General features: G+C 49.6%; 14 protein-coding genes. 4 read left to right on the forward strand and 10 right to left on the reverse strand.

Annotated elements, in window-relative coordinates; genetic code table 11:
• The first annotated feature begins 45 nt into the window (after positions 1 to 45).
• Complete coding sequence (locus IC230_RS29485; RefSeq protein WP_191042669.1) at positions 46 to 1,695, forward strand: GH32 C-terminal domain-containing protein; 1,650 nt, start codon at positions 46 to 48, stop codon at positions 1,693 to 1,695.
• Between the two features lie 62 nt (positions 1,696 to 1,757).
• Positions 1,758 to 2,702, forward strand: coding sequence for an alpha/beta hydrolase (locus IC230_RS29490; RefSeq protein ID WP_223860929.1), 945 nt, complete (start codon positions 1,758 to 1,760; stop codon positions 2,700 to 2,702).
• Between the two features lie 74 nt (positions 2,703 to 2,776).
• Here the strand turns inward: IC230_RS29490 and IC230_RS29495 are convergent, their stop codons facing one another.
• The 10 genes from IC230_RS29495 to IC230_RS29540 form a co-directional block, all read right to left on the reverse strand.
• Positions 2,777 to 3,724 (reverse strand): NHL repeat-containing protein, encoded by a 948-nt coding sequence (locus IC230_RS29495; RefSeq protein ID WP_191042671.1) that lies wholly within the window; start codon positions 3,722 to 3,724, stop codon positions 2,777 to 2,779.
• 49 nt (positions 3,725 to 3,773) lie between these two features.
• Positions 3,774 to 5,006, reverse strand: a complete 1,233-nt coding sequence (locus IC230_RS29500; RefSeq protein ID WP_223860930.1) for a glycoside hydrolase family 88/105 protein — start codon at positions 5,004 to 5,006, stop codon at positions 3,774 to 3,776.
• 160 nt (positions 5,007 to 5,166) lie between these two features.
• Entirely contained in the window at positions 5,167 to 6,864 is a 1,698-nt protein-coding gene (locus tag IC230_RS29505; protein ID WP_191042672.1) for a glycoside hydrolase family 43 protein, read from the reverse strand.
• Positions 6,865 to 6,874: 10 nt separating this feature from the next.
• The gene (locus IC230_RS29510) at positions 6,875 to 7,876 is read right to left on the reverse strand and encodes a pectinesterase family protein (RefSeq protein ID WP_191042673.1); all 1,002 of its coding nucleotides are present in this window, start codon (positions 7,874 to 7,876) and stop codon (positions 6,875 to 6,877) included.
• 110 nt (positions 7,877 to 7,986) lie between these two features.
• A complete protein-coding gene (locus IC230_RS29515; RefSeq protein WP_191042674.1) occupies positions 7,987 to 9,633 on the reverse strand; it encodes a RagB/SusD family nutrient uptake outer membrane protein in 1,647 nt (548 codons plus the stop codon).
• A 20-nt stretch (positions 9,634 to 9,653) separates the two neighbouring features.
• Complete coding sequence (locus tag IC230_RS29520; protein WP_191042675.1) at positions 9,654 to 12,977, reverse strand: TonB-dependent receptor; 3,324 nt, start codon at positions 12,975 to 12,977, stop codon at positions 9,654 to 9,656.
• 213 nt (positions 12,978 to 13,190) lie between these two features.
• A complete protein-coding gene (locus IC230_RS29525; protein ID WP_191042676.1) occupies positions 13,191 to 14,219 on the reverse strand; it encodes a FecR family protein in 1,029 nt (342 codons plus the stop codon).
• Positions 14,220 to 14,469: 250 nt separating this feature from the next.
• On the reverse strand, positions 14,470 to 15,048 hold the full coding sequence (locus IC230_RS29530) for an RNA polymerase sigma factor (RefSeq protein WP_191042677.1): 579 nt from the start codon (positions 15,046 to 15,048) through the stop codon (positions 14,470 to 14,472).
• A 306-nt stretch (positions 15,049 to 15,354) separates the two neighbouring features.
• Positions 15,355 to 16,113 (reverse strand): LytR/AlgR family response regulator transcription factor, encoded by a 759-nt coding sequence (locus tag IC230_RS29535; protein ID WP_191042678.1) that lies wholly within the window; start codon positions 16,111 to 16,113, stop codon positions 15,355 to 15,357.
• Entirely contained in the window at positions 16,110 to 17,177 is a 1,068-nt protein-coding gene (locus tag IC230_RS29540) for a sensor histidine kinase (RefSeq protein ID WP_191042679.1), read from the reverse strand. The genes IC230_RS29535 and IC230_RS29540 overlap by 4 nt, the downstream gene beginning before the upstream one ends.
• A 265-nt stretch (positions 17,178 to 17,442) precedes the next feature.
• Here IC230_RS29540 and IC230_RS29545 point away from each other — a divergent pair, with 265 nt between their 5' ends.
• Together IC230_RS29545 and IC230_RS29550 are read left to right on the forward strand one after the other, a co-directional pair.
• Positions 17,443 to 20,076 (forward strand): outer membrane beta-barrel protein, encoded by a 2,634-nt coding sequence (locus IC230_RS29545; protein WP_191042680.1) that lies wholly within the window; start codon positions 17,443 to 17,445, stop codon positions 20,074 to 20,076.
• A gap of 88 nt (positions 20,077 to 20,164) precedes the next feature.
• Positions 20,165 to 21,193, forward strand: coding sequence for a sugar phosphate isomerase/epimerase family protein (locus IC230_RS29550; protein WP_191042681.1), 1,029 nt, complete (start codon positions 20,165 to 20,167; stop codon positions 21,191 to 21,193).
• Positions 21,194 to 21,250 lie beyond the last annotated feature (57 nt).

Genomic DNA, 21,250 nt, shown 5'->3' on the forward strand with positions numbered 1-21,250 from the left:
AAAAATACCACCAGACATACTTCAGCTTGTAATCAATCGAATCTGATGAAATCAGCGGTAAAACTCACAGTCCTAATTGGGGTAATTTTGTGTAGTGCTCATGGCTTACAGGCGCAGAGTCGTTCCCTAACCATCACCAACCGTTATTTGAACTTACCCGTATCACAAGCCCAGAGTCGGGGAACCATGCAGTTTAGCCTGGGCGACAAACCTGAACGCTCTTTCAAGATTCGCTTAGCGGCTGATAAGCCTGACTACTGGGTGTTTTGCGACATGAAGACCCTACAGGGTAAAACCATTACCATCCGCTACGATGGCAACCCGGAGGGATTAGGTAAACTATATCAAGCCGATCAAATTGCGGGTCAGGATTCGCTTTATTCCGAGAAAAATCGCCCTCAATATCATTTTTCTACCCGACGAGGCTGGATCAACGATCCCAATGGAATGATCTTCTATGAGGGCGAATACCATCTTTTCTATCAGCACAATCCCTACGAACGGGAATGGGAAAACATGTCCTGGGGACATGCCGTCAGCAAGGATATGATCCACTGGGACGAATTACCAACCGCTCTATCGCCCGACAGTTTAGGCACGATGTTTTCCGGATCAACGGTGATTGACTACGAAAATACGGCAGGCTTTAATCAGGGAAAGGAACCGGCCATGGTGGCTTTTTTTACCGTGGATAACCCGGAAAAACAAATTCAGTGCATAGCCTATAGTCTGGACAAAGGCCGTACCTGGACAAAGTATGCCAAGAACCCACTGATTGATTCGAAAGCGAAATGGAATAGCAAAGATACGCGTGACCCACGGGTGTTTTGGTATCAACCCGGACGTCACTGGGTCATGGTGCTCAACGAGCGGGACGGTCATTCGATCTATACTTCAAAAAACCTGAAAGAATGGACGTACCAAAGTCACGTAACAGGTTTTTGGGAGTGTCCCGACTTATTTGAGTTACCCGTTGATGGGGATAAAAGCAAGTCGAAATGGGTGATGTATGGCGCTTCCACTACGTATATGCTTGGCTCATTCGATGGAAAAACTTTTACACCTGAGTCGGGTAAGCATTCGTATACAACCGGCAGCATCTATGCAGCTCAAACCTTTGCCAACATGCCCCAAAGCGATCCCCGACGCATTCAGATTGGCTGGGGCCGGATTCAGCAGCCCGGCATGCCCTTTAACAACATGATGCTGCTACCCACTGAACTGCAACTGCGGAACACCAAAAACGGGGTGCGTTTGAGAAGTGTACCCATTAAGGAAACCGAACAACTGTTCAATCGGGTCGGCCAGTGGGCGTCGCTGTCCGATACGGAAGCGAACGCTAAGTTGACAACGTTGCAGTCGCTGGACCGATTTCGCATCAAAGCGACCCTTAAACTCTCGCATGCTACCAGCGCGGGACTTTCTCTTTTCGGTCAGCGGATACTCGACTATGATCTGAATGCGAATCTGGTCAATGGCGTTTTCTATTCGCCGGAAGACATGACCAGCACGGAGCTGTCAGTCGATATCTATGTTGATCGGACCTCCGTCGAAGTGTTCGTCGATGGAGGTCGTTACTCGTATTCGATGGAAAGGAAGCCCGTTTCAACCAGCAAAGAAGGGCTACGTTTTTGGGGAAATCGCATTGAGGTCAAGAATCTGGAACTCTATACAGCCAAATCAATCTGGAAATAAGGCCCTCGTCTATGAAAATCGCCAGACAACGAACATGTTTTATACTAGCCGCTACATGGTTTATGACCACTACAAGTTGGGCGCAATTGGGTCCGACGGGTGGCCGCGACACATCATTTTCAGTACGTCGGTCGTATCAGCAGGAGAAAAAAAATCACCCCGAAATAACACTGGCGGATTCGACCTTACCCGTTGGTGTTCGTGTAACCAAAAATATTCCGTACAGTACGCCCATAGCTGACAGAAAACTGCTGCTGGATGTCTACTCACCAGCGGCTACTTCCCCAAAAAACCATCCGGCGGTTATTATGATTCACGGTGGTGGCTGGCGCTCCGGCGACCGGTCGCACAACAACACGCTGGCCGGGCAACTGGCGGGTAAAGGCTTTGTGGCCATTCCCGTTGAGTACCGCCTATCGACAGAAGCGCTATATCCAGCTGCCGTTCACGATATAAAGGCAGCTATCCGCTGGCTACGGGCGCATGCAAATACATATCATATCGATCCAAAACGAATCGCCGTACTGGGTTTCTCGGCTGGCGGGCAACTAGCTGCATTGATCGGCACTACGAACAAAAACGCGGCTTTTGAAGGAAAAGGAGGGAATGCTACGTATTCAAGTGCCGTTCAGGCTATTGTCGATATCGATGGCGTCCTGGCGTTTATTCATCCTGAATCGGCCGAAGGTAATGATTCAAAATCAACATCGGCCGCTACGTACTGGTTTGGTTACTCTAAGACGGAAAAGCCTGATTTATGGCAGGAAGCGTCGGCGCTCAATCACATTGACAAGAATACGCCACCTATTCTGTTCATCAACAGTTCAGTTGGTCGGATGCACGCGGGCCGCGATGATCTGATTGCCAACCTAAAACCGTTCGGTACGTATTCGGACGTACAAACGTTTGCTGATGCGCCCCATACGTTCATGTTTTTCAACCCCTGGTTTATACCGACGTTAACTTACATCACCGATTTTCTGCACCGGGTATTGCCGGATAGATAAGTTTGGTTGGTGGTGTGGTGTCAGGTTTTCGAACCTGACACCACACCACCAACCAAACTTATCTATCCAGATGGTTAATTCGACACCAATCTTCCCTGGGCATCTTCCACATGCAAACGGTTCAGATCCAGACCGTCCAGTACCAATACGCCCTGAATAGACGATTGCTGCTTAGGGTCCTGTTTCCACGACCAGACTAGTTTCCCGGCTGGCGTGTATTCCAGAATCTGTGTACCGCTCGCTCCGTGGTCAGAGCCGTGGCCCTGCCAGTTCGCGACGACCCAATTGCCATTTTTTAAGATCTGAAAACCGGCAAAAAAGTGAGGATTTACAGCGGGCGGTCCACTAAGACTATCCACAAAAGCACCTTTCTGATCGAATCGCTGGAAATTGGCTGAATAGCCCCCACTGACCAGCGTGGAGCCATTTCCCAGCCGTTGAGCCTGCCAGGCGTGCTGCGCTTTTTCCTGTTTGGTAAGCTGGGCCTGCCACACGATAGAGCCATCCGGTTTACCTTCAAATACCCGATCATTGGACGTCAGCAGGAAATTACCATCAACCGTTTCCCGAACCAGCCGAACGTAATTGAAATCAGGATAATTAATGGTTCGTTGTATCGCCTGATTCTGATCCAGTTCAAGCAGGACGATGCCCTTTTTCCCCTGCCAGTTCAGGCCCACGAGCATAATGTGTCCGTTACGTAAGCGCCGGGCGGCAATGGTTCCGTCAAACGTAGTGAGTTCGGCCACTTTGGCGCCCGTCTTAATGTCCCGCTCTTCGTAGCCTTTACCGGTACCAAGCATCACCCGCCCCTGCCCGACCAGTTGTAAATCCCGACCGGCCGGAACCGATACGTAATAGTTTCGTTCGGGATGGGCTAGATCGACATAATTCAGTTTGGAGAGGCCTTCATCACGTAACAGCATCTGCCGGGAACTACCCGTAGAAGGTTGCGCTACGCTGTTTAGGCAGAACAACAGAAAAAAGACAGAAAAGAAGTGAATAGTCAGTTTATTTTTCATACGATAAATGCATTGTACAGGCAGAAAGGCTCCCTAACGCAGACGTATACTATTCTTTTCGTGGTTTTATTCCCTCAAACTCCAGTGCCAGCATGATGAATGGGCCAATGGATTTCGGATCATTGTCGCGTTTGGCTTCCCTGCAATAGTATTCATACGTACCGTCGCGATAGGGCGTTCCACCCAGGCCGGCCCCGGCGCAGGCATCGGTAATACTGATCCCACCATCGGATTCTGTTCTAATAAAATGAGTCAGAATGCCATCGTAACCCTTTTGTGCTACGTTCAGGTACTGCTTATCCAGATACCCTTTCTTCGCGGCCTTCACCAGAAAATAAACGAACATGGTTGAACCCGACGACTCCAGGTAATTGCCTTCTTTTTTACCGACATCCATCACCTGATACCAAAGTCCGGTCTGTGGGTCCTGATACGTAGCGAGTGTTTTGGCCAGTTGGCGAGTAATGTCCAGAACCTGTTTTCGCTGCGGATGGTCAACTGGAAGATAATCCAGTACGTCCACTAAAGTCATGGCGTACCACCCCATGCCGCGGCCCCATACGTGTGGTGATTTTCCGGTTTCCTTGTCGGCCCAGCGCTGCTCTTTGCTTTCGTCCCATCCGTGATAATACAAGCCCGTTTTTGGGTCTTTATTGTGCCTGTCAATGAGCTGAATCTGGTTTGCTACGTCGGTGAACAACTCAGGTTCGTTGAAGGTCTTTGCGTACTGCGCCAGAAACGGCGACGCCATGTAGAGCCCATCGAGCCACATCTGATGCGGGTAATGCTTTTTATGCCAGAATCCGCCCTCGCTTGTGCGCGGGTGCGTAAGCATCTGACTACGTAGCAGCCGGATAGCTTTCTCGTATTTGGGATCGTGGGTTTTCTCATATAGCGCAAACAGGAACTTGCCGGAATTAACCGCGTCGATGTTGTAGTTATCCAACTTATAGGTTTTGATACTACCATCCGGGTTGATCATTTCGTCGGCGTATTCCTTAATGTAGGCGTAGTATTTTTCCGTACCGGACTGTTGCCACAGTTTTTCGAGCGAACTGCAAACCAGTCCGTGGCAGTAATTCCAGCGGGGTTCTTTTGAAAAATCAAGCATCCACCCTTTCGGATTTCGGCTCATATCCGAATCAGCCATGCGAACCGACCAGGGCGCATTAGCATCCGTTTGTTGCGCGAAAGCCGTTACGTTGGCTAAGGTTATCCAGGCGCTCATACCAAGTGATATACCAGCGCAGACTACCCATTTCTTCTTGCTATAGGGTTTCATCTGATTAAATTATCTTGAGTTATTAGTGGGGTCAGGTTCTCAAACCTGACCCGTGAGGTTTCTCAAAACCGAACGGGTATTATCTATAGGTTTTAGGAAACCTTGCAGAGTTAGGTTTGAGAACCTGACCCCACGGGTAGAAACTTGACTTCACAAGGAATCATGGATTCTGAGTAGATACAGACTCTACCCGAAACCAGTCGAAGTCAGCATAACCGGAGTCATTGATTTGTGTGTTTCGCGTACAGAAAATGCCCAGTTTAGCCCCAATCCAGCGACCCACTTCAGCCTGAAACGGATCGCCGGTTTTGGTGAAATTCTGGCCATCGAAACTGTAACTAAACTGACATTTAGCGCCCTCCGTCACCTCAACCCGGAGGTAAACCGGCGTACCGGCGTTTACGTTAGCGATTACACTTTCAGATTCTGGCTTGCCTTCGGATGCTTTTTTACAAACGCCATACACCAGACTGACGCCATCCTTACCGCTTTTCAGTACCAGATTCGCATAGCTCAAGCCCAGGATTATCAACCCAGTCCGCTCATTTTCCAGTTTTGGATTGGGTTTGAACGTCAGCTTCGTGGTTGCCATAAACCGTTCAGCCGGAAATTTCTGCAACAATAAGTTCGGTACGTCCCACGCGTTTTTGGCTTCCTCCGGTGACTTGTAGGAATACAATCGTAAATACCCCTGCTTACTCGTGGTATGCCAGATACCTTTGGGATTGGCCTGCCACTGCCATTGCCGCCCTAACGCAGTACCGGAGAACTCATCCGACTCAATGGGTGTAGCGATCGGATAGCTTTTACCCGACGCTACGGCTGGCTTTTTATAGGTCACAACAGGCTCTCCTTTGCCATCGCCGTCGGCATCGATACCGATTACAGGCCAATCATTCACCCACTTCATCGGTTGCAGATGAACGACTCGTCCGTAAGCTTCCTTATCCTGAAAATGCAGGAACCAGTCTTCACCAGGTTTACCGTTGATCGGTGGCGTGTCGACCCAGGCGCCCTGGTGTGGACCGTTGATCGGACTTTTGCCCTGATCCATTACCACTTTCCGTTCGTAGGGTCCATAAATATCCTTCGAACGTAACACCAGTTGCCAACCCGTAGGAACACCACCCGCTGGGGCAAAGATGTAGTAGAAGCCGTTGCGCTTGTAAATTTTGGGGCCTTCGATAGTCGGGTCGGTTTCGTGACCGTCGTACACGATGGCGCCCTCGTCTATGACTTTCGTTCCGTCAGCATTCAGCTTTTTAACGGTCAGAATACTTTTTATCCCGGCCCGGCTTCCCGCCCATCCGTGGATCAGATAAACCTGGCCATTATCGTCCCAGAGTGGGCAGGGATCAATCAACCCTTTACCGCCTTCGACCAACACCGGCTCCGACCAGGGTCCCGCTGGGTTCGTGGCTTTGGTCAGATAGATACCAAAGTCGGGGTCGGGATAATAGATGTAAAATTCGTTGTTGTGATACCGTATGGCCGGAGCCCATACGCCATTACCGTGCTGCGTTTTCTCAAAATGCTCAAAAGGTGGCTGCCGTTTCAGTGCGTGGCCGATAAGGGTCCAGTTCACCAAATCTTTCGAATGCAGAATAGGAAGTCCCGGAATGGCGTCGAAGCTGGACGCAACCAGATAGAAATCGTCGCCCGCACGACAGGCGTCAGGATCGGAATAATCAGCGTTCAGGACAGGATTTTTGTACGTACCATTTCCTAAATCCGCTACCCAAACCTTCGATACGTAGGGTTCCGGTGCAGGAGACGCAGGTGCTTTCGGCTTGTTCGTTTGCGCAACAGCCGACAGCGTTGACAGGAAAAATAAACCAACGAGTGGTAGCGAATTCATAACAGCGAGATTATTGAGATTTAGGATTCCAGGCAGATTGAGCCGAAAAGATGTTCGCCAACGTATACTGTTTAGCGTCTTTTGCAGAAAGTTGTCTGGACCAACCCGCCCGTTTCGACGGATTACCGCCGGGACCCGTACTGCCGTATTCGGCGTAGAGAACCGTTTTTTCATTGTCGGCATTGCCCCAATTATCCCAACCGACAGGCAAAATATGGTCGCCGATGTCGGTCCGGATAAAAATCGTTTTGGCGCTCGGTCGCCAGGGACGACCGAGGTAGGCTTTCTTAACAGCCGGGTCGGCAATCAGCTTGCAATCGAAGAAAACGAATCCATATGGCTGGTAAACAGGTGTGGCGGCTGCGGTGATAAATGAATCCGACAGGTTTTTGATGGTACAGGACTGGAAAACCGAGATCGATTTTCCGAAAATAAAGTCAGTTGTGCCTTCAATATAGCAGTTCTCGTAATACTGACGAGTGCCTTCGGCGGCTGCGTACAGCGTATCCTGATTGCCCAGCAAAATGCAGTTTTTACAAACAAACCGGTCTCCTTCCACGTGTAGCGCTACGGCCTGCCCTACCCGCCCGGCTGTGTTCCGGATGGTCAGGTTTTCCAGGATAATATCGGGCGCATCAACCAGCACTACGTAGGACGTATACGTACTGAATTTACTATTCCCCGTCCAGTCTTTGCCGCCGGGATACGTTTTGCCCGAATAGTCATCGCCCGTAATGATTACGCCTTCTTTACTTTCACCAATGACATGAATATTGGGTTTCCAGGATGGAATGACGAGTTTTTCAGCATACGTACCGTTTTTGACAAACAACGTAACGCGTACCTGCATGTGATCGCGGAAGCTATTGACAGCTTCCTGGATGGTTTTGTAGTTACCACTTCCATCCTGCGCAACGGTAAAGGTTACCGAGGTTGTAGGGGATAACGTTGCCTGACCCCACGTATGGCTTGTGTAAATGAATAGGCAAAAAAGTAAAAGCAGTTTTTTCATGGGTGACAGAAATTCATGCGCTCAGGGCACAAGCTCGGTAATGTTCCCGCAGCGATCACATGCGTCGTCGCTGCGGGAAATAAGTAAAGAATCAGCGTTCTGATAAACGGCTACTGATACCCCTGGTTTTGGCCAAACTCCGTTTTATTGGTTACCGCATCCAACTGAGTTTGCGGAATCGGACGTAGTACATGATGGTCCTGTAAGTTTACGGCATTATCAGGTGCATAGGCTCGAATGCGTTCCAGCAGTTTGCCCGTACGTTTCAGATCGAACCAGCGAATTTGCTCACCAGCCAATTCACGAGCACGCTCATCAAGAATAAAATCAAGGGTTACCTGAGCGGCTGTAATCTGCATAGCCGCCGATTTACCAGGTTTTGCGGCTCGCGTACGTAATACGTTAACGTAATCAGCAGCGGCTTGTAGACTACCCAATTTCATTTGCGCTTCGGCGGCAATCAGATAGACTTCGGCCAGTCGAATCACGAACACATCGCGGGCGCTCTGAGCTTCGTTCAGACTGGCCCGCGTTGGGTCCATAAACTTCGATAAGGTTGGGTAACGCAGATTATCTTTTACGGTTCCGTTGGCGTTATAAATTTTACTGCGATCATACGTTTGGTATTTGCGCGTCGCTTCGAACGCATCCGGAATTTCTTTTCGGGTGCAATACACGGCCGTATCGCCCAGATTCATACCAGCAGGACGAGAGGTTGAATTCGCCAGCCAGACTTCCATAAACGAGCCTTCGTACCGGGCATCATTCTCGCTGTAGAGATCAAGTAAAAACCGGGTAGGCATGTAACGATTGAACGGACGCCCGTTGAGAATGTCACGTGTCAGGCCAGGTCGGTCGTCGTATTTCATCAAAAACAGCAGGTGACCGTTGTTGCTTCCCCGGCCATGCCCGTATGGGTTGAAGGTTGTGTTCAACAGGTCATTAATCGCCAGATTTGCGGCATAATCCACTACGTAAATAGCCTCTTTCGTTTTCAGGTTGCTCATTTTCCAGAGGTCGGCGTAGCTGGTTTCCAGCTTATACGTATTGCTGGTGATTACAGCCTGCGCCATTTCGAGCGCTTCTTTGTTCATGTTCCGGGTCAGGTACATGCGTGCCAGAAACGCCTGCGCAGCCCCTTTCGTCACCCGACCGTATTGCGATTGCGTAACGGGAAGGTTGGCTACCGCAAATTTCAGATCCTCAAAAATCTGGTTGTAAAACGTTTCAACGGGCGTACGGTTGGCCGTTGCAACAATGCCGTTTGTTTCCTCCGTCGTGAAATGAACTCCACCCCAGGTTTCAACAATGTGCCAATAGTAAAACGCCCGCAAAAAGCGAAGCTCTCCTTCCCGAACCGGACGTAACGCAGCCGAAAGCCCGGCGTTACCGATTCGGCTGATACCACCGTTGCACAGATTTACGGCCGCGTAAAACTCCCGCCATTCGCTTGCCAGGGCGGTATTTCCACCCTGTAAGTTCAGGTACTGCGTTAGGTCGCGGTACACTTCGCCTGCACCACTGGTCCAGATGTCGGTGCCGGTTTCGGCCATGTTATACGCTTCCTCTTTACCATACCACCAGCGTTGATACGTGTAAGCCGCATTAACCAGTGTTTCGAAGCCTTCGGGTGTGGTATAGACGGTTTCGGCGGTTAAGCCACTGGGGTTGTACTCTTCCAGTACGTCCTGACAGGATGCCAGCGTAAGCAGCAATACCGCCAATAACCCCGTTTTTTTACCAAAAAATGATTTCATGTTCGCGATCCGATTTAGGGTTATAGATTGACGTTCAGGCCCAATACGTACAGTTTAGTCATCGGGAAGTTTTCCGATCCGCCCCGCTCCGGGTCATAATCCAGCTTGGTGAAGGTGAACAGATTTTTACCCGTCACATATACCCGAACTCCTCGAATTACCTTTGACCGCAGTAACGTAGCGGGTACGTTATAGGCCAGCGTAATATTCCGAATCCGGGCAAAGGTTCCGTCTACGTACCCAAGCGTGGACAGGTACTTCAAACCACCGTTTTTATTCGGACGAGGATACGCATTCGTCGGATTTTCGGGCGTCCAGTAATCAAGACCAGCCGTACTGTTACCAACGCCCTGCGCATCGAAACGGGCCGAACGATCGGAGTTAATCATCTGACCGACACGGGCGTACAGAAATACGTTCAGATCGAACCCCTTGAATTTGACCGTATTGTCGAAACCACCGCTCCACTTTGGGCGATTATTTCCAAGAATGATCCGGTCGTTTACAGCGTCGATTTTCCCATCCCCGTTCTGGTCTTTTACCTTGATTTCGCCGGGTAATTGTGTAGGCGATAGTTTAGCCGCCTGATCCGCTTCGGAGGTCTGCCAGATACCCTGTTTTTCGTAATCGTAAAACACGTTGATAGGTTGGCCGATGAACCAGCCGTTGCCAATGTCGTTACCCCCCGTAACCAGTTCCGTGATCTCTTCCTTGTTTTTGGTGAACGTAACGTTACTGGTCCAGCTCAGGTTTGGCGTGCGGATGTTGGTACTTCCCAGCGTGACTTCAATACCCCGGTTGCGGGTTTTTCCGATGTTCTGCTTGACCGTCGTTACGCCCGTTGTTGGCGGCAAACCGCGATCCAGCAATAAATCTGATGTTCGGGTGTCGTAATAATCAATCGACGTATTGAGCCGACCATTGAACAGGCCAAAATCCAGACCGATATTGGTCGTGTTCGACAACTCCCAGCCCAACAGAGCGTTTCCGACATTACGGGAGAACGTATACGCCGGAACCGGTACTTCATCGAAACCAAAGGCCAGGCGGGTCAGCGTTGTCTGGGTGGCATAGGGGCCCGATGGGTCGTTCCCGGCAATACCGTAGCTCGCCCGCACTTTCAGGTCGCTCAACCCTTTCACACCCTGCATGAATTTCTCCTCGATAATCCGCCACGCAAACGCGGCCGATGGGAAGAACGTCCATTTATTGCCCGGAGCCAGTTTTGAAGAGCCATCTTCCCGAGCCGTTAACGTAACCAGATACCGATCGCGGAAAGAGTAATTTAGCCGGGTCGCAAACGAAATCAGGTCGTTCTGCGAATACGCCGAGTTGATTTTAATTTCTTCAGTGGCACTCCCCAGTGAGTAGAACAGTTGCGAAGGCAGCAGTTGATTAACACCTGAAGCCGTTACGTTATCGGACTTGTTGTCGATGTAGCTGGCAATGCCGGTCAGCGTAAAGGCGTGCTGGCCAAGCGTCCGCTGATACGTTACGACGTTCTCCCAATTCAGGCTGGTGCTATTGCTCGCATTGTAGGTGGCCAGCGATTTACCCGTTAGTGACCGGTCGATGGATTTGGGCGACGAATAGGCTCCGTTACGAATCGAAGCCAGGTTAACGCCCACCGTACTGCGGAGGGTTAAGCCCTTGATTGGAGTTAGTTCGATATACCCGTTGCTCAGAATGCGAGTGGTCAGAATGCCGTTGTTAAACACGTTGGGCTGCTCATCCGACAGCGGGTTGGCCGTTTGACCATCCAGCATAATGAAGTTAAAATTACCGTTGGCATCGTACAGCGAACCCAGCGGACTGATTTTGTTGGCCTGGTTCAGTGGATCACGGCGAACGCTCTGGTTGTAGTACGTAAGCTGGCTCTGCAACCCCACTTTCAGCCAGTCGGTAATGGTATAATCCACATTGAGCCGCCCCGTATAGCGTTTCAGTTCATCCAGTTTCAGAATACCTTTCTCGTTGAAATAATCAACCGATACGTACGACTTCAGTCGATCAGAACCGGCCCGGATACCGACCTGATAGTTTTGCTGTAACCCGTTGTGAATTAACTCGTTCTGATAATCGGTCCAGATGCCTTTTTGCAGGGCATCGTATTCGGCTACGTTCGTAAAAATGGATGGATCATCGGCCGGGCTTTTCCAGGCACCAGCCGCTCGCCAGGCTTCGCGTTTCAGATCACGAAAGCCGTTGATATCCATTGCTTTCGGGTACATGGTCACCTGCGAGATTCCTGAATACGCATTGAACGAAATATCAGGTTTGCCCGATTTTCCTTTTTTGGTCGTGATCAGAATAACCCCGTTGGCTCCCCGCGATCCGTAGATGGCAATCGACGACGCATCTTTCAGTACGTCCATCGTCTCGATGTCGTTGGCATTGATGTCTTCCAGATTGTTGTACTGGATACCATCGACAATAATTAACGGTGCGTTGTTGCCGCCAATCGAGCGATTCCCACGAATCCGGATATTAACCCCCGCTCCGGCCTGGCCGCTGCTCCGGGTAATATCGGCACCGGCAATTTTGCCCTGAGCCGCTTCCAGTACGTTAGCCGTTGGCACTTCTTTCAACTGTTCACTTTTCAGCTGAACCACCGAACCCGTCAGGTCTTTTTTCCGAACGGCACCGTAGCCAATAACCACCACTTCATCAAGTGCGCTCACATCAGGAACCATCGATACGTTAATCGCACTCTGATTGCCAACTACTACGTCCTGACTTTGATAGCCAACGAAGGAAAACGTTAACGTAGCACCAGCGCCATCAGGAACCGTTATCCGATATTTCCCGTTGGCATCCGTTGTCGCGCCCCGTGCAGAGCCTTTTACAACTACACTTACGCCTGGCAAAGGTGCATTCTTTTCGTCGTTGACTGTACCCGTTACGGCACGATCTACCGACTCATTTATCGGATTAACGACCTGCGAATGGGACTCTGCATCAGCCTCCAGCACAATCTGTCCGCCCACAATCCGGTACGTTAGTTTCAGCGGCTTTAGTAACTCGGTTAGCGCTTCATTCAACCGTTTATCGGTCAGCGTCAAGGTAATAGGCTGGTTAACATTGATCGTTTTGGAACTGTAGACAAATCGGGCCGTCGTTTGTTGCTCTATCTGAGACAACACCACCCGGAGCCGTTGACCATCCACTTTAAGGGTAACGGGTCGGCTCATCAATTCCTGCCCATGCCCATCGAAGGCCACGCCTAAGCTGGCACAAATGAGTATCAGAAAAAGTTGAATAGCCGAAAATTTCATAAGCCATAGTAGTGTTTTCACCTGCTGGCCCGGAGAGCCACTGATACACACAGGTTCTCTTTTTTTCATACTTTTAAGGGTTTTGTTAAATGGACATTTGACAAACTCATTCCTCGTCCGGGTCAAGATTCGCGGTCTATCTGATGAGGAGTTAACTGGGCGCTGATTTATGCGGATTGCATAGCCAGCGTCTTTCTAAGCGGTCGGGAGATGGAGATTTTACGTCATAGGCGGCTGAGGTCGATTTAGTTGGTTCATTCGTTGCTGATCCAATAATGCCGGTTAGTCACCACACCCTTTTCCAGTGACCAGAATCGTCGTTCCCTGCACTTCGTACGTCGATTTCAAAGCTGCACAGATAATATCCAGCTGGGTATACAGCGACTGATTGGTCAAATCAGCCGTTAAGGGGCAGTTATTCTGGCTTTCATTTTCCACTTCGATATCGATGCCATACGCCCGTTCGAGTCGGGTCAACACTTCCGATAAAGGCGTATCATCAAACTGGAAGGAGATTGGCTTCTTCTCGATTTCGGCTGTTCGTATAACTTGAGGAGCCTCAACAAGACCCGTTACAAAGTGCTGTTCTTCATCAAAAAAAGTGACCGTCTGATTCGGACTTAACACGACACCATTTGACGTCGTCTGTTTTTGGGGCGCATTTTGATAAACAGCAACTCGTCCCGTCACTACGTCAACCCGCACCTGTTTTGTATCCGATTGACTTCTGACAAAAAAGCTCGTTCCCAGCACCTTGGTCACTACGTTGCCTGCGTGTACGTAAAAAGGTCGGGAAGGCATTTTCGCTACGGAGAAGAACGCATCGCCGGTTAGATAAACCGTTCGTTCTTCCGTCGTAAAACGTTTGGGGAAACGTAACGAACTGTGTGCGGCTAATTTGACCGTACTTCCATCCTCCAGAGCGACAACGAGCGGACTGGCAGAGGCATTCGTTCGTTCGATCAGGTCTGCCCGATTAAGCGTGATGGGAGAACCGACTGAAACAGACGTATCATTCTGCTGGTGAGCAACGTACCACCAACCGATTAGGAGCAGAGATGCCGCAATACCAATCCATCGAAAACGATTGGTCCCCAATGGAATAATTCGCCCTGGTTCATCCTTAGGCATTTTGCGTTGAATCTGACTCCAGAGACGGTTCTCTAATTCATCCGTATCAAGCTCCTGCCCTGATGCCCCGGTTTCGGTTTCCAGTAAGCCATACCAATGCTCAACAAATGCTTTTTCAGCTGGTGTACATTCTCCGCGAAGGTATTTCTGTAAGAGTCGCCCAAATTTTTTTCGGCTCATGACACGGTAACAGCGGGTTTATAGTAGCTATGTCAAACAACCACACCCAAGACCGCAAATAATTTTATTAGTTATGAGAAAAATACAAACAAAAGATAGAAATAAGAAAAATATTATCTAAATAATCCTATTGAGTATTATGAATAGTTTATAAAAGCAAAGCTGTTCAATACATGACTGGTGTGCCGTCAGGTTAAGAACCTGACGGCACACCAGTCAGTTTTATGGAGTTAGTCAGGCTGGAATGAGGTTATGCGTAGAAAAGAAAAAGAAGACTTGGCAACAGGTAATCCCGTAAATAGGTACGTAGTGCTTTAATGGCCTGACTAAGATGGTATTCAACCGTTCGTTCCGGCACTTTCAGATGAGAGGATATTTCCTTCACGGAATGATATTCCAGCCGGTTCAGTCTAAAAATCTGGCGTGTTTTTTCAGGAAGATCACTTAATTGTTTTTCAACAGCTTCGATCAATTCATCCAGATCCATCTGCTCTTCGGTTGTCGATGATGCTTCCGGCAAATGAGCATACGCGTAATCCGCGTACTTCTCGTGAATCAGCGTTGATTTGATGTGATTGATGGTCGCATAACGAACGGCGGTAAACAAATAAGCGTCCAACCGCTCGATACGTAGCTCGTTACGTCGTTCCCACAATTTGAGAAAGATATCCTGGATGAGTTCTTCGACCACATCCAGTGAGTCAATTTTACGCCGGGTAACACTGTACAGCTTTTTCCAGTATCGTTGATAAATCTCCCGAAAAGCGGCTTCATCTCCCGTGCGAAGTCGGATAAGAAGTATCTCGTCAGGTATCGATTTAAGATTCATGAATGATCGTGTACAGTATCAGTATCTTTTGAACTTTTCCTGGAAACAGATAAAATCGTGTAGTTCGGGTCTCTACACGACTCTATTATTAATTTCTGAAGTTTAATTAACTCTACCAAGCAAAAGTTTAATTATTTCTATGCAATCGTTACCGGGAACGTTGCCGTATCGTTTATTCGGCGCATCAGTACGTTAGTAAGTTTATCTATTTGGTGAAACAAGTATGGACACAATACGTAAAACAAGAAGAATTAAATTATCTTTTTCAAAGATTACGCAAACGGGAGGAGTCGATTGACAAGCGATCTACATCCAGCGGCTAATGAACTCGCTGAACACATCTTTGTACTGATCACTCACCGGAATGGTTGTTGGACCGATCTGTACGGAGTTCCGGGTAACTGAATTGATCCGATCCAGGGCGACGATGAAGGAACGATGTACGCGCATAAATTGCCGGGCTGGCAGCTTCTCTTCCAGAGTCTTCAAACTCGTTAGCGATAAGAGTGGTTTTGAGTCGCTCTGACGATACACTTTTACGTAATCTTTCAAGCCCTCGATGTACAGAATGTCGCTGTAGGCAATACGTACCAATTGATATTCGACTTTCAGAAATAAGTAATCTTCACCGATTTCGACAGGCGCAGCGGGTAGAACCGCAACAGGTGTTGGCTCGGTACGTTGCACCAGTTCGAAATAGTTACGCGCCTTGCTGGCGGCCCGGAGAAATTCTTCGTAGTTGAATGGCTTGAGCAGGTAATCCAGCGCATCGACCCGAAAACCGTCAAGCGCAAACTGATCGAAGGCCGTTGTGAACACAATCCGCGTTGGGCGAGGTCCTGTATTGCTACGTTCGAGCACCCGGGCCAGTTCCAATCCCGTCAGGTCAGGCATTTGTATGTCCAGGAAAATGACGTCGACCCGTTGTTGCAGTAAAAATTGCAGCGCTTCTACAGCGCTGCTGAATCGGCCTTTTAATCCCAGGAAGGGTGTTTTTTCAATAAAAGCGCAAACGAGTCCCAACGCCAGGGGTTCATCGTCTACGGCAATGCAGGAGAGTGTCATGCCAGGTTCAGGGTAAGGTGTACACGGTATTCACCAGCCGGGTTATGGTCGTCAATAGCCAGACTATACTGCCCCGGATACAGCAAATCGAGCCGCCGACGCGTATTGGTTAGCCCAATGCCATTGCCGACTTCGAGCGAGGGCGCTTTTTGCACGAACAACGTATTGCTAACATCCATGAGCAATTGATTTTCTTTCTGCTGAATGTTGACACGAATCCAGCTTTTATCCATTGCGCTAACCCCGTGCTTGAAGGCATTTTCCACAAACGGCAAAAAGATCATGGGGGCAATCGGCTGATCGCGCAGGGGCGAAGGCGTATCTACCGTAACGGTTACTTTATCCGTCAGCCTCAACTCCATAAGTTGAATATAATCGTTCAGAAAAGCCAGCTCTTTGCTTAGCAACGTAGTACCCGACTGGGTTTCATACAATACGTAGCGCATCATACGCGAGAGCCGATGGAGCGCTTCCCGGGCGGTATCTACGTCGATCAGCGTTAATGCGTAAATGTTGTTCAGGGTATTAAAAAAGAAGTGCGGGTTGATCTGCGCTTTTAAGAACGACAGTTCCGATGCCGTCTTGGCCTGCTCCAGAGCGGTCCGGAAATTGGCATCGTCCTGCCACTTCTGTAACATAGCGATGCTGGTACTGATTGCCAGCACGAGCAGAATTGAAAACAAGTTAGGCTGAATCCAGCCATACACTCTGGGTTGTCCCTTACCATCGGGATGAAAAGCACGGTGTACCAGCATGGGCAGATCAAACAAGTATTCAACGATTCCCAGTATGATAAGCACGGTACAGATGATACCTACGACTGCCACTACGTACCGGCCTGTCTGACCACGTAACAATAGTCGGGGAACCAACCAGTACGAGTTCAGATAAAAGACGCACACGATCAGCCCAAAGAAGATGGCCTGCCTCACCCAGAATACGCGTGGAAACTGTATTTCGGACGTAAAGGAATGCGAGAAAAAAAGTAAGTAGCCCAATAGTCCCCAGCCCAGCACGTGAATGAGCAGGGGAACGTAGCGACGGGAAGCAAGCGTAACAGTCATAGTTATCGGGAAAGCTACAAGTTTAAACCAAAAAGAAAAGCGCGACCTGGCTAATCGTCACATCTTCAGACTTTCCCGATGGTTTGGGCATTTTAACCGACGAACGGTTCGGTTTTTTATTACCCACATTTCGTCGGTGGTTCGTAGCTCATTCATCGGCTGAAAATGACAATCTGGCGACGTTTATGTCCTTTCGGTCTATTCCATTTTCAGGAGTAAATAAAGGATTGTTGTTTTGGTCCATCAATCTGAAATAGCAATAACAATGCGCCAGAAATTCCTACTTCTACTACTAACACTTGGCCTCTGGAGTAACTTAACCCAGACAACATACGCTCAATTCGGCCCTCCGGGTGGCGGCCCAGGCGGTCCTGGCGGCTTTGGCAGGCAGGAACAGCTTGGCCGCAAAAAAGAAGAATTTACGGGCGTAGCCGACGACGCCCCAAAGGGAAATGGTAAAGTATCGGGTCTGCTGATCGATTCGACTTCCGGGAAACCCGTTGAATTCGCGACCATCGCGCTTATAAACGTGAAAACGAATAAGCCTATCGACGGTACTACGTCGGACGCCAAAGGCCACTTTGCGCTGACAAAACTCGCTCCGGGCGACTATCGACTGCAATATTCGTTTATTGGCTACAAAAACCTGGATTCCAAACAGTTTACGGTTGCCAAAGGTACCGACCTCAACATGGGTTCGGTGAAACTCCCGGCCGACGTTCGTACACTGGGTGAAGTTGTTGTGACGGGGCAGGCTGCCGTTATTGAAGAAAAAGTAGACCGGCTCGTTTTCAATGCCGATAAGGACATGACCGCCAAAGGGGGCGACGCATCGGATGTGCTGAAGCGTGTACCAATGTTATCCGTCGATCTGGACGGAAACGTAAGCTTACGGGGTAGCCAGAACATTCGGGTATTGATCAACAACAAACCATCGACGATTGTAGCAGCCAACGTAGCGGATGCCTTGAAGCAACTGCCTGCCGACATGATTAAATCGGTCGAAGTCATCACGAGTCCATCAGCTAAATACGATGCGGAAGGAGCCGCGGGGATTATCAACATCATCACCAAAAAGAACACGTTGCACGGCCTGACGCTCAATGTCGATGCCGGTGTGGGTCTACGAGCGTCGAACCTGGGGCTGAACGGTTCTTATCGACAGGGTAAACTAGGTATTACGCTGGGTGGGTTTGGCCGGGCTATGTATAACCGGGCTTCTTCGACGCTGGATCAGACGACGCTGGTTGGCGGTCAGTTACTACGTACCAGTCAGCAGGGCACCGCTTTCGATAAGCCCGTATTTGGTCAGTATACACTAGGGTTCGATTACGATCTGGCAAAAGATCAGTCGCTGTCGGCGAACGTTCGGTTCGGTACACGCAATTTTGTTCAGCAGCAAACGCAGCTCACCAATTCATACATCGCAGATTCGTTACTGAGCATGACCAACCGTGATGTAAACCGGAAAGACTTGTCGAACTCGGTGGATATGAACATCGACTATGTCCGCACGTTTAAGCCGCAGCAGGAATGGAGTATTTCGACGCAGTACAGCCGTACGGGACTAACCAATAACTTCTACGCTGACCTGCTTAATAACGCAGATGTACTGACGGGCCGTCAACAAAATATCAACAACAATACCAACCAGGAATTCACCATTCAGACTGATTATCAGACGCCTATAAAAAAGAATCAGCTGCTGGAGTTTGGCGGCAAGGCAATTATGCGTAAGGTCGATAGTGATTACCGATACCTGGTCGGTAGAGGTACGGGTGACTTAGCCAATGATCCAACGAATCCGGCCGGTACGCTGGCGTATAACCAGAATATTGGTGCAGGTTATATTTCGTACACCTACGTAACGCCGTCTAAATACACCTTTAAAGTGGGTACCCGTTACGAATACACCGGCATATCGGCAACGCAGTCAACAGAACTCCGATCAAATGCCCAGTTAAACATTCCCAGCTACAGCAACCTGGTGCCCAGCATCAACGTATCGAAAAATCTGAAAGCAGGTTCTACCCTCAAAGCCGCTTATAACCGCCGGATTCAGCGTCCCGGTTTGCAACAGTTGAACCCAAACCCCAACGCAGCAAACCCGCAAATGATCATGGTCGGGAACCCGACGCTGAGCCCAGAGTTGACGGATAATTTTGAGCTGAGTCTTAGCTCGACGATCAAGAAAACGTACCTCAATACGTCACTGTTCGGTCGGTTGACCAACAACGCCATCACACAGATCCGGATTCCGTCCGACACGTTGGCGGGGAGTATCATCACTACGTTCCAGAACATCGGCATTCAGCGTACGTACGGTGCCAACGTATTCTTCAATACCAACATCACGCCCAAATGGAGCATCAATGGTGGTCTGGACGGTTACTACCAATACATGCAGGGTTTAACGCAAGGTGCCGACGGTAAATCCATTACGATCAGCAATTCGGGTGTCAGCATCGGCGGTCGGTTAATGAGCCAGTTGCAGCTCGATAAGGGCTGGAGCGCGCAGGTATTTAGCTTCTTCCGGGGTCCAAATCCACAGTTACAAGGTACGATGGGTAGTTTTTACATGTACTCGCTGGGGGTTCGAAAAGACCTGGCCAGCAAGCGGGGCAGTATCGGACTGGCGGCTGAAAACTTCATAGGAAATGGCGTAACGATGCGTACGAACTTAAGCACGCCGATACTTTCGCAGGTCAACGTTAACCACCTCTATAACTCGAACGTGAAACTGACGTTCACCTACCGCATCGGCAAAATGACCTTTGAGGAGCAACGTCGCAAAGGCCGCTCAGTGAATAACGACGACGTCAAAGGGGGTGAAGGCGGTGGCGATGGTGGTCAGCAACAACAAGCTGCACCAGCGGGTGGCGGTGGCCGTCCAAGATAACCGCATCCTTACCTTAATTTTGAACGGCTTTGCTCGAACATAATTCGAGCAAAGCCAACCCAATTTTTTCCATTTTTCCTTTACCAGCATGACCTCACGAAGACGCTTTATCCGAGATGCCAGTGCCTTAACTGTAGGCAGCATGGCGCTTACTCAATTTAGTCAGGCTCACCAGTTGTTCACCGCCGATACCGCTCGTCCGATTGGTATTCAGCTCTTTACACTTTTCCGGGCAATGAATGAAGATCCCAAGAGCACCCTGGAAAAAGTGGCGGCCGTGGGGTACAAAGAAGTGGAGTCCGCTTTCAGTTCGCGAGGAGGTTACTACGGCTATACAGCGAAAGAATTCAAATCGCTGGTGTCTGGCTTGGGGATGACCTGGCGAGCGCATCATGCCATGGGCGCGGCCTTCCAACCACGTCCAGCGGGACCAGCTCCCGCTACTCCACCCGCTACGTCAGGAACTCCCCCGCCGGGTGGTCAGGCACCAGCGGGCGGCCCACCGCCTGGTGGAGCTGGCCAACGACCCGGAGCGCCGGACCGAGGAATGGACTTTTCAAAAATGCCGCCTATGCTGACGCTACGTGATAATTACCAGCAGTTGGTCGACGAAGCCGCCGAAGGAGGTTTGTCGTATTTGGTTTGTGCCAGTACGCCGGTTGCTACGTTAGACGAGATTAAGAAGTCGATTGAGGTGTTTCAAAAAACGGGGGAAGCGGCCAAAAAAGCCGGAATAGGATTCGCTTACCATAACCACGCAACCGAGTTCGATCCAGTAGACGGTGCTAAGACACCGTATGAGCTGATTTTATCGCAGACGGATAAAGAGTTAGTGAAGATGGAACTGGATTTGGCATGGGCTTACAAAGCCGGTAAAGATCCGGTTGCGCTGTTTAACGAACAGCCGGGCCGCTTCCCGCTCTGGCACATCAAGGACATGAAAGACGACCACAAAACCATTACGGAAGTTGGTAACGGCAGCGTCGATTTCAAAAAGATATTTGCAGCCGCTAAAACAGCGGGCCTGAAGTACATCTTCGTGGAACAGGATATGGCTCCGAATGGCATCGAGAGCATCACGACAAGCTACAACAACCTGAAAAAAATTATGGCTTAACGGCTAGGTCTGGACCAGACGCCAATCTGGTCCAGACTCAGATATTCACCAAACTGC

The sequence above is a fragment of the Spirosoma validum genome, assembly GCF_014699035.1.
GTDB classification, from domain to species: domain Bacteria; phylum Bacteroidota; class Bacteroidia; order Cytophagales; family Spirosomataceae; genus Spirosoma; species Spirosoma validum.

Excerpts from the sequence above, each read along its gene's own strand:
- IC230_RS29485 (WP_191042669.1), top strand. The coding sequence starts at position 46 with ATGAAATCAGCGGTAAAACTCACAGTCCTAATTGGGGTAATTTTGTGT.
- IC230_RS29490 (WP_223860929.1), top strand. The coding sequence starts at position 1,758 with ATGACCACTACAAGTTGGGCGCAATTGGGTCCGACGGGTGGCCGCGAC.
- IC230_RS29495 (WP_191042671.1), bottom strand. The coding sequence starts at position 3,724 with ATGAAAAATAAACTGACTATTCACTTCTTTTCTGTCTTTTTTCTGTTG.
- IC230_RS29500 (WP_223860930.1), bottom strand. The coding sequence starts at position 5,006 with ATGAAACCCTATAGCAAGAAGAAATGGGTAGTCTGCGCTGGTATATCA.
- IC230_RS29505 (WP_191042672.1), bottom strand. The coding sequence starts at position 6,864 with ATGAATTCGCTACCACTCGTTGGTTTATTTTTCCTGTCAACGCTGTCG.
- IC230_RS29510 (WP_191042673.1), bottom strand. The coding sequence starts at position 7,876 with ATGAAAAAACTGCTTTTACTTTTTTGCCTATTCATTTACACAAGCCAT.
- IC230_RS29515 (WP_191042674.1), bottom strand. The coding sequence starts at position 9,633 with ATGAAATCATTTTTTGGTAAAAAAACGGGGTTATTGGCGGTATTGCTG.
- IC230_RS29520 (WP_191042675.1), bottom strand. The coding sequence starts at position 12,977 with ATGAAAAAAAGAGAACCTGTGTGTATCAGTGGCTCTCCGGGCCAGCAG.
- IC230_RS29525 (WP_191042676.1), bottom strand. The coding sequence starts at position 14,219 with ATGAGCCGAAAAAAATTTGGGCGACTCTTACAGAAATACCTTCGCGGA.
- IC230_RS29530 (WP_191042677.1), bottom strand. The coding sequence starts at position 15,048 with ATGAATCTTAAATCGATACCTGACGAGATACTTCTTATCCGACTTCGC.
- IC230_RS29535 (WP_191042678.1), bottom strand. The coding sequence starts at position 16,113 with ATGACACTCTCCTGCATTGCCGTAGACGATGAACCCCTGGCGTTGGGA.
- IC230_RS29540 (WP_191042679.1), bottom strand. The coding sequence starts at position 17,177 with ATGACTGTTACGCTTGCTTCCCGTCGCTACGTTCCCCTGCTCATTCAC.
- IC230_RS29545 (WP_191042680.1), top strand. The coding sequence starts at position 17,443 with ATGCGCCAGAAATTCCTACTTCTACTACTAACACTTGGCCTCTGGAGT.
- IC230_RS29550 (WP_191042681.1), top strand. The coding sequence starts at position 20,165 with ATGACCTCACGAAGACGCTTTATCCGAGATGCCAGTGCCTTAACTGTA.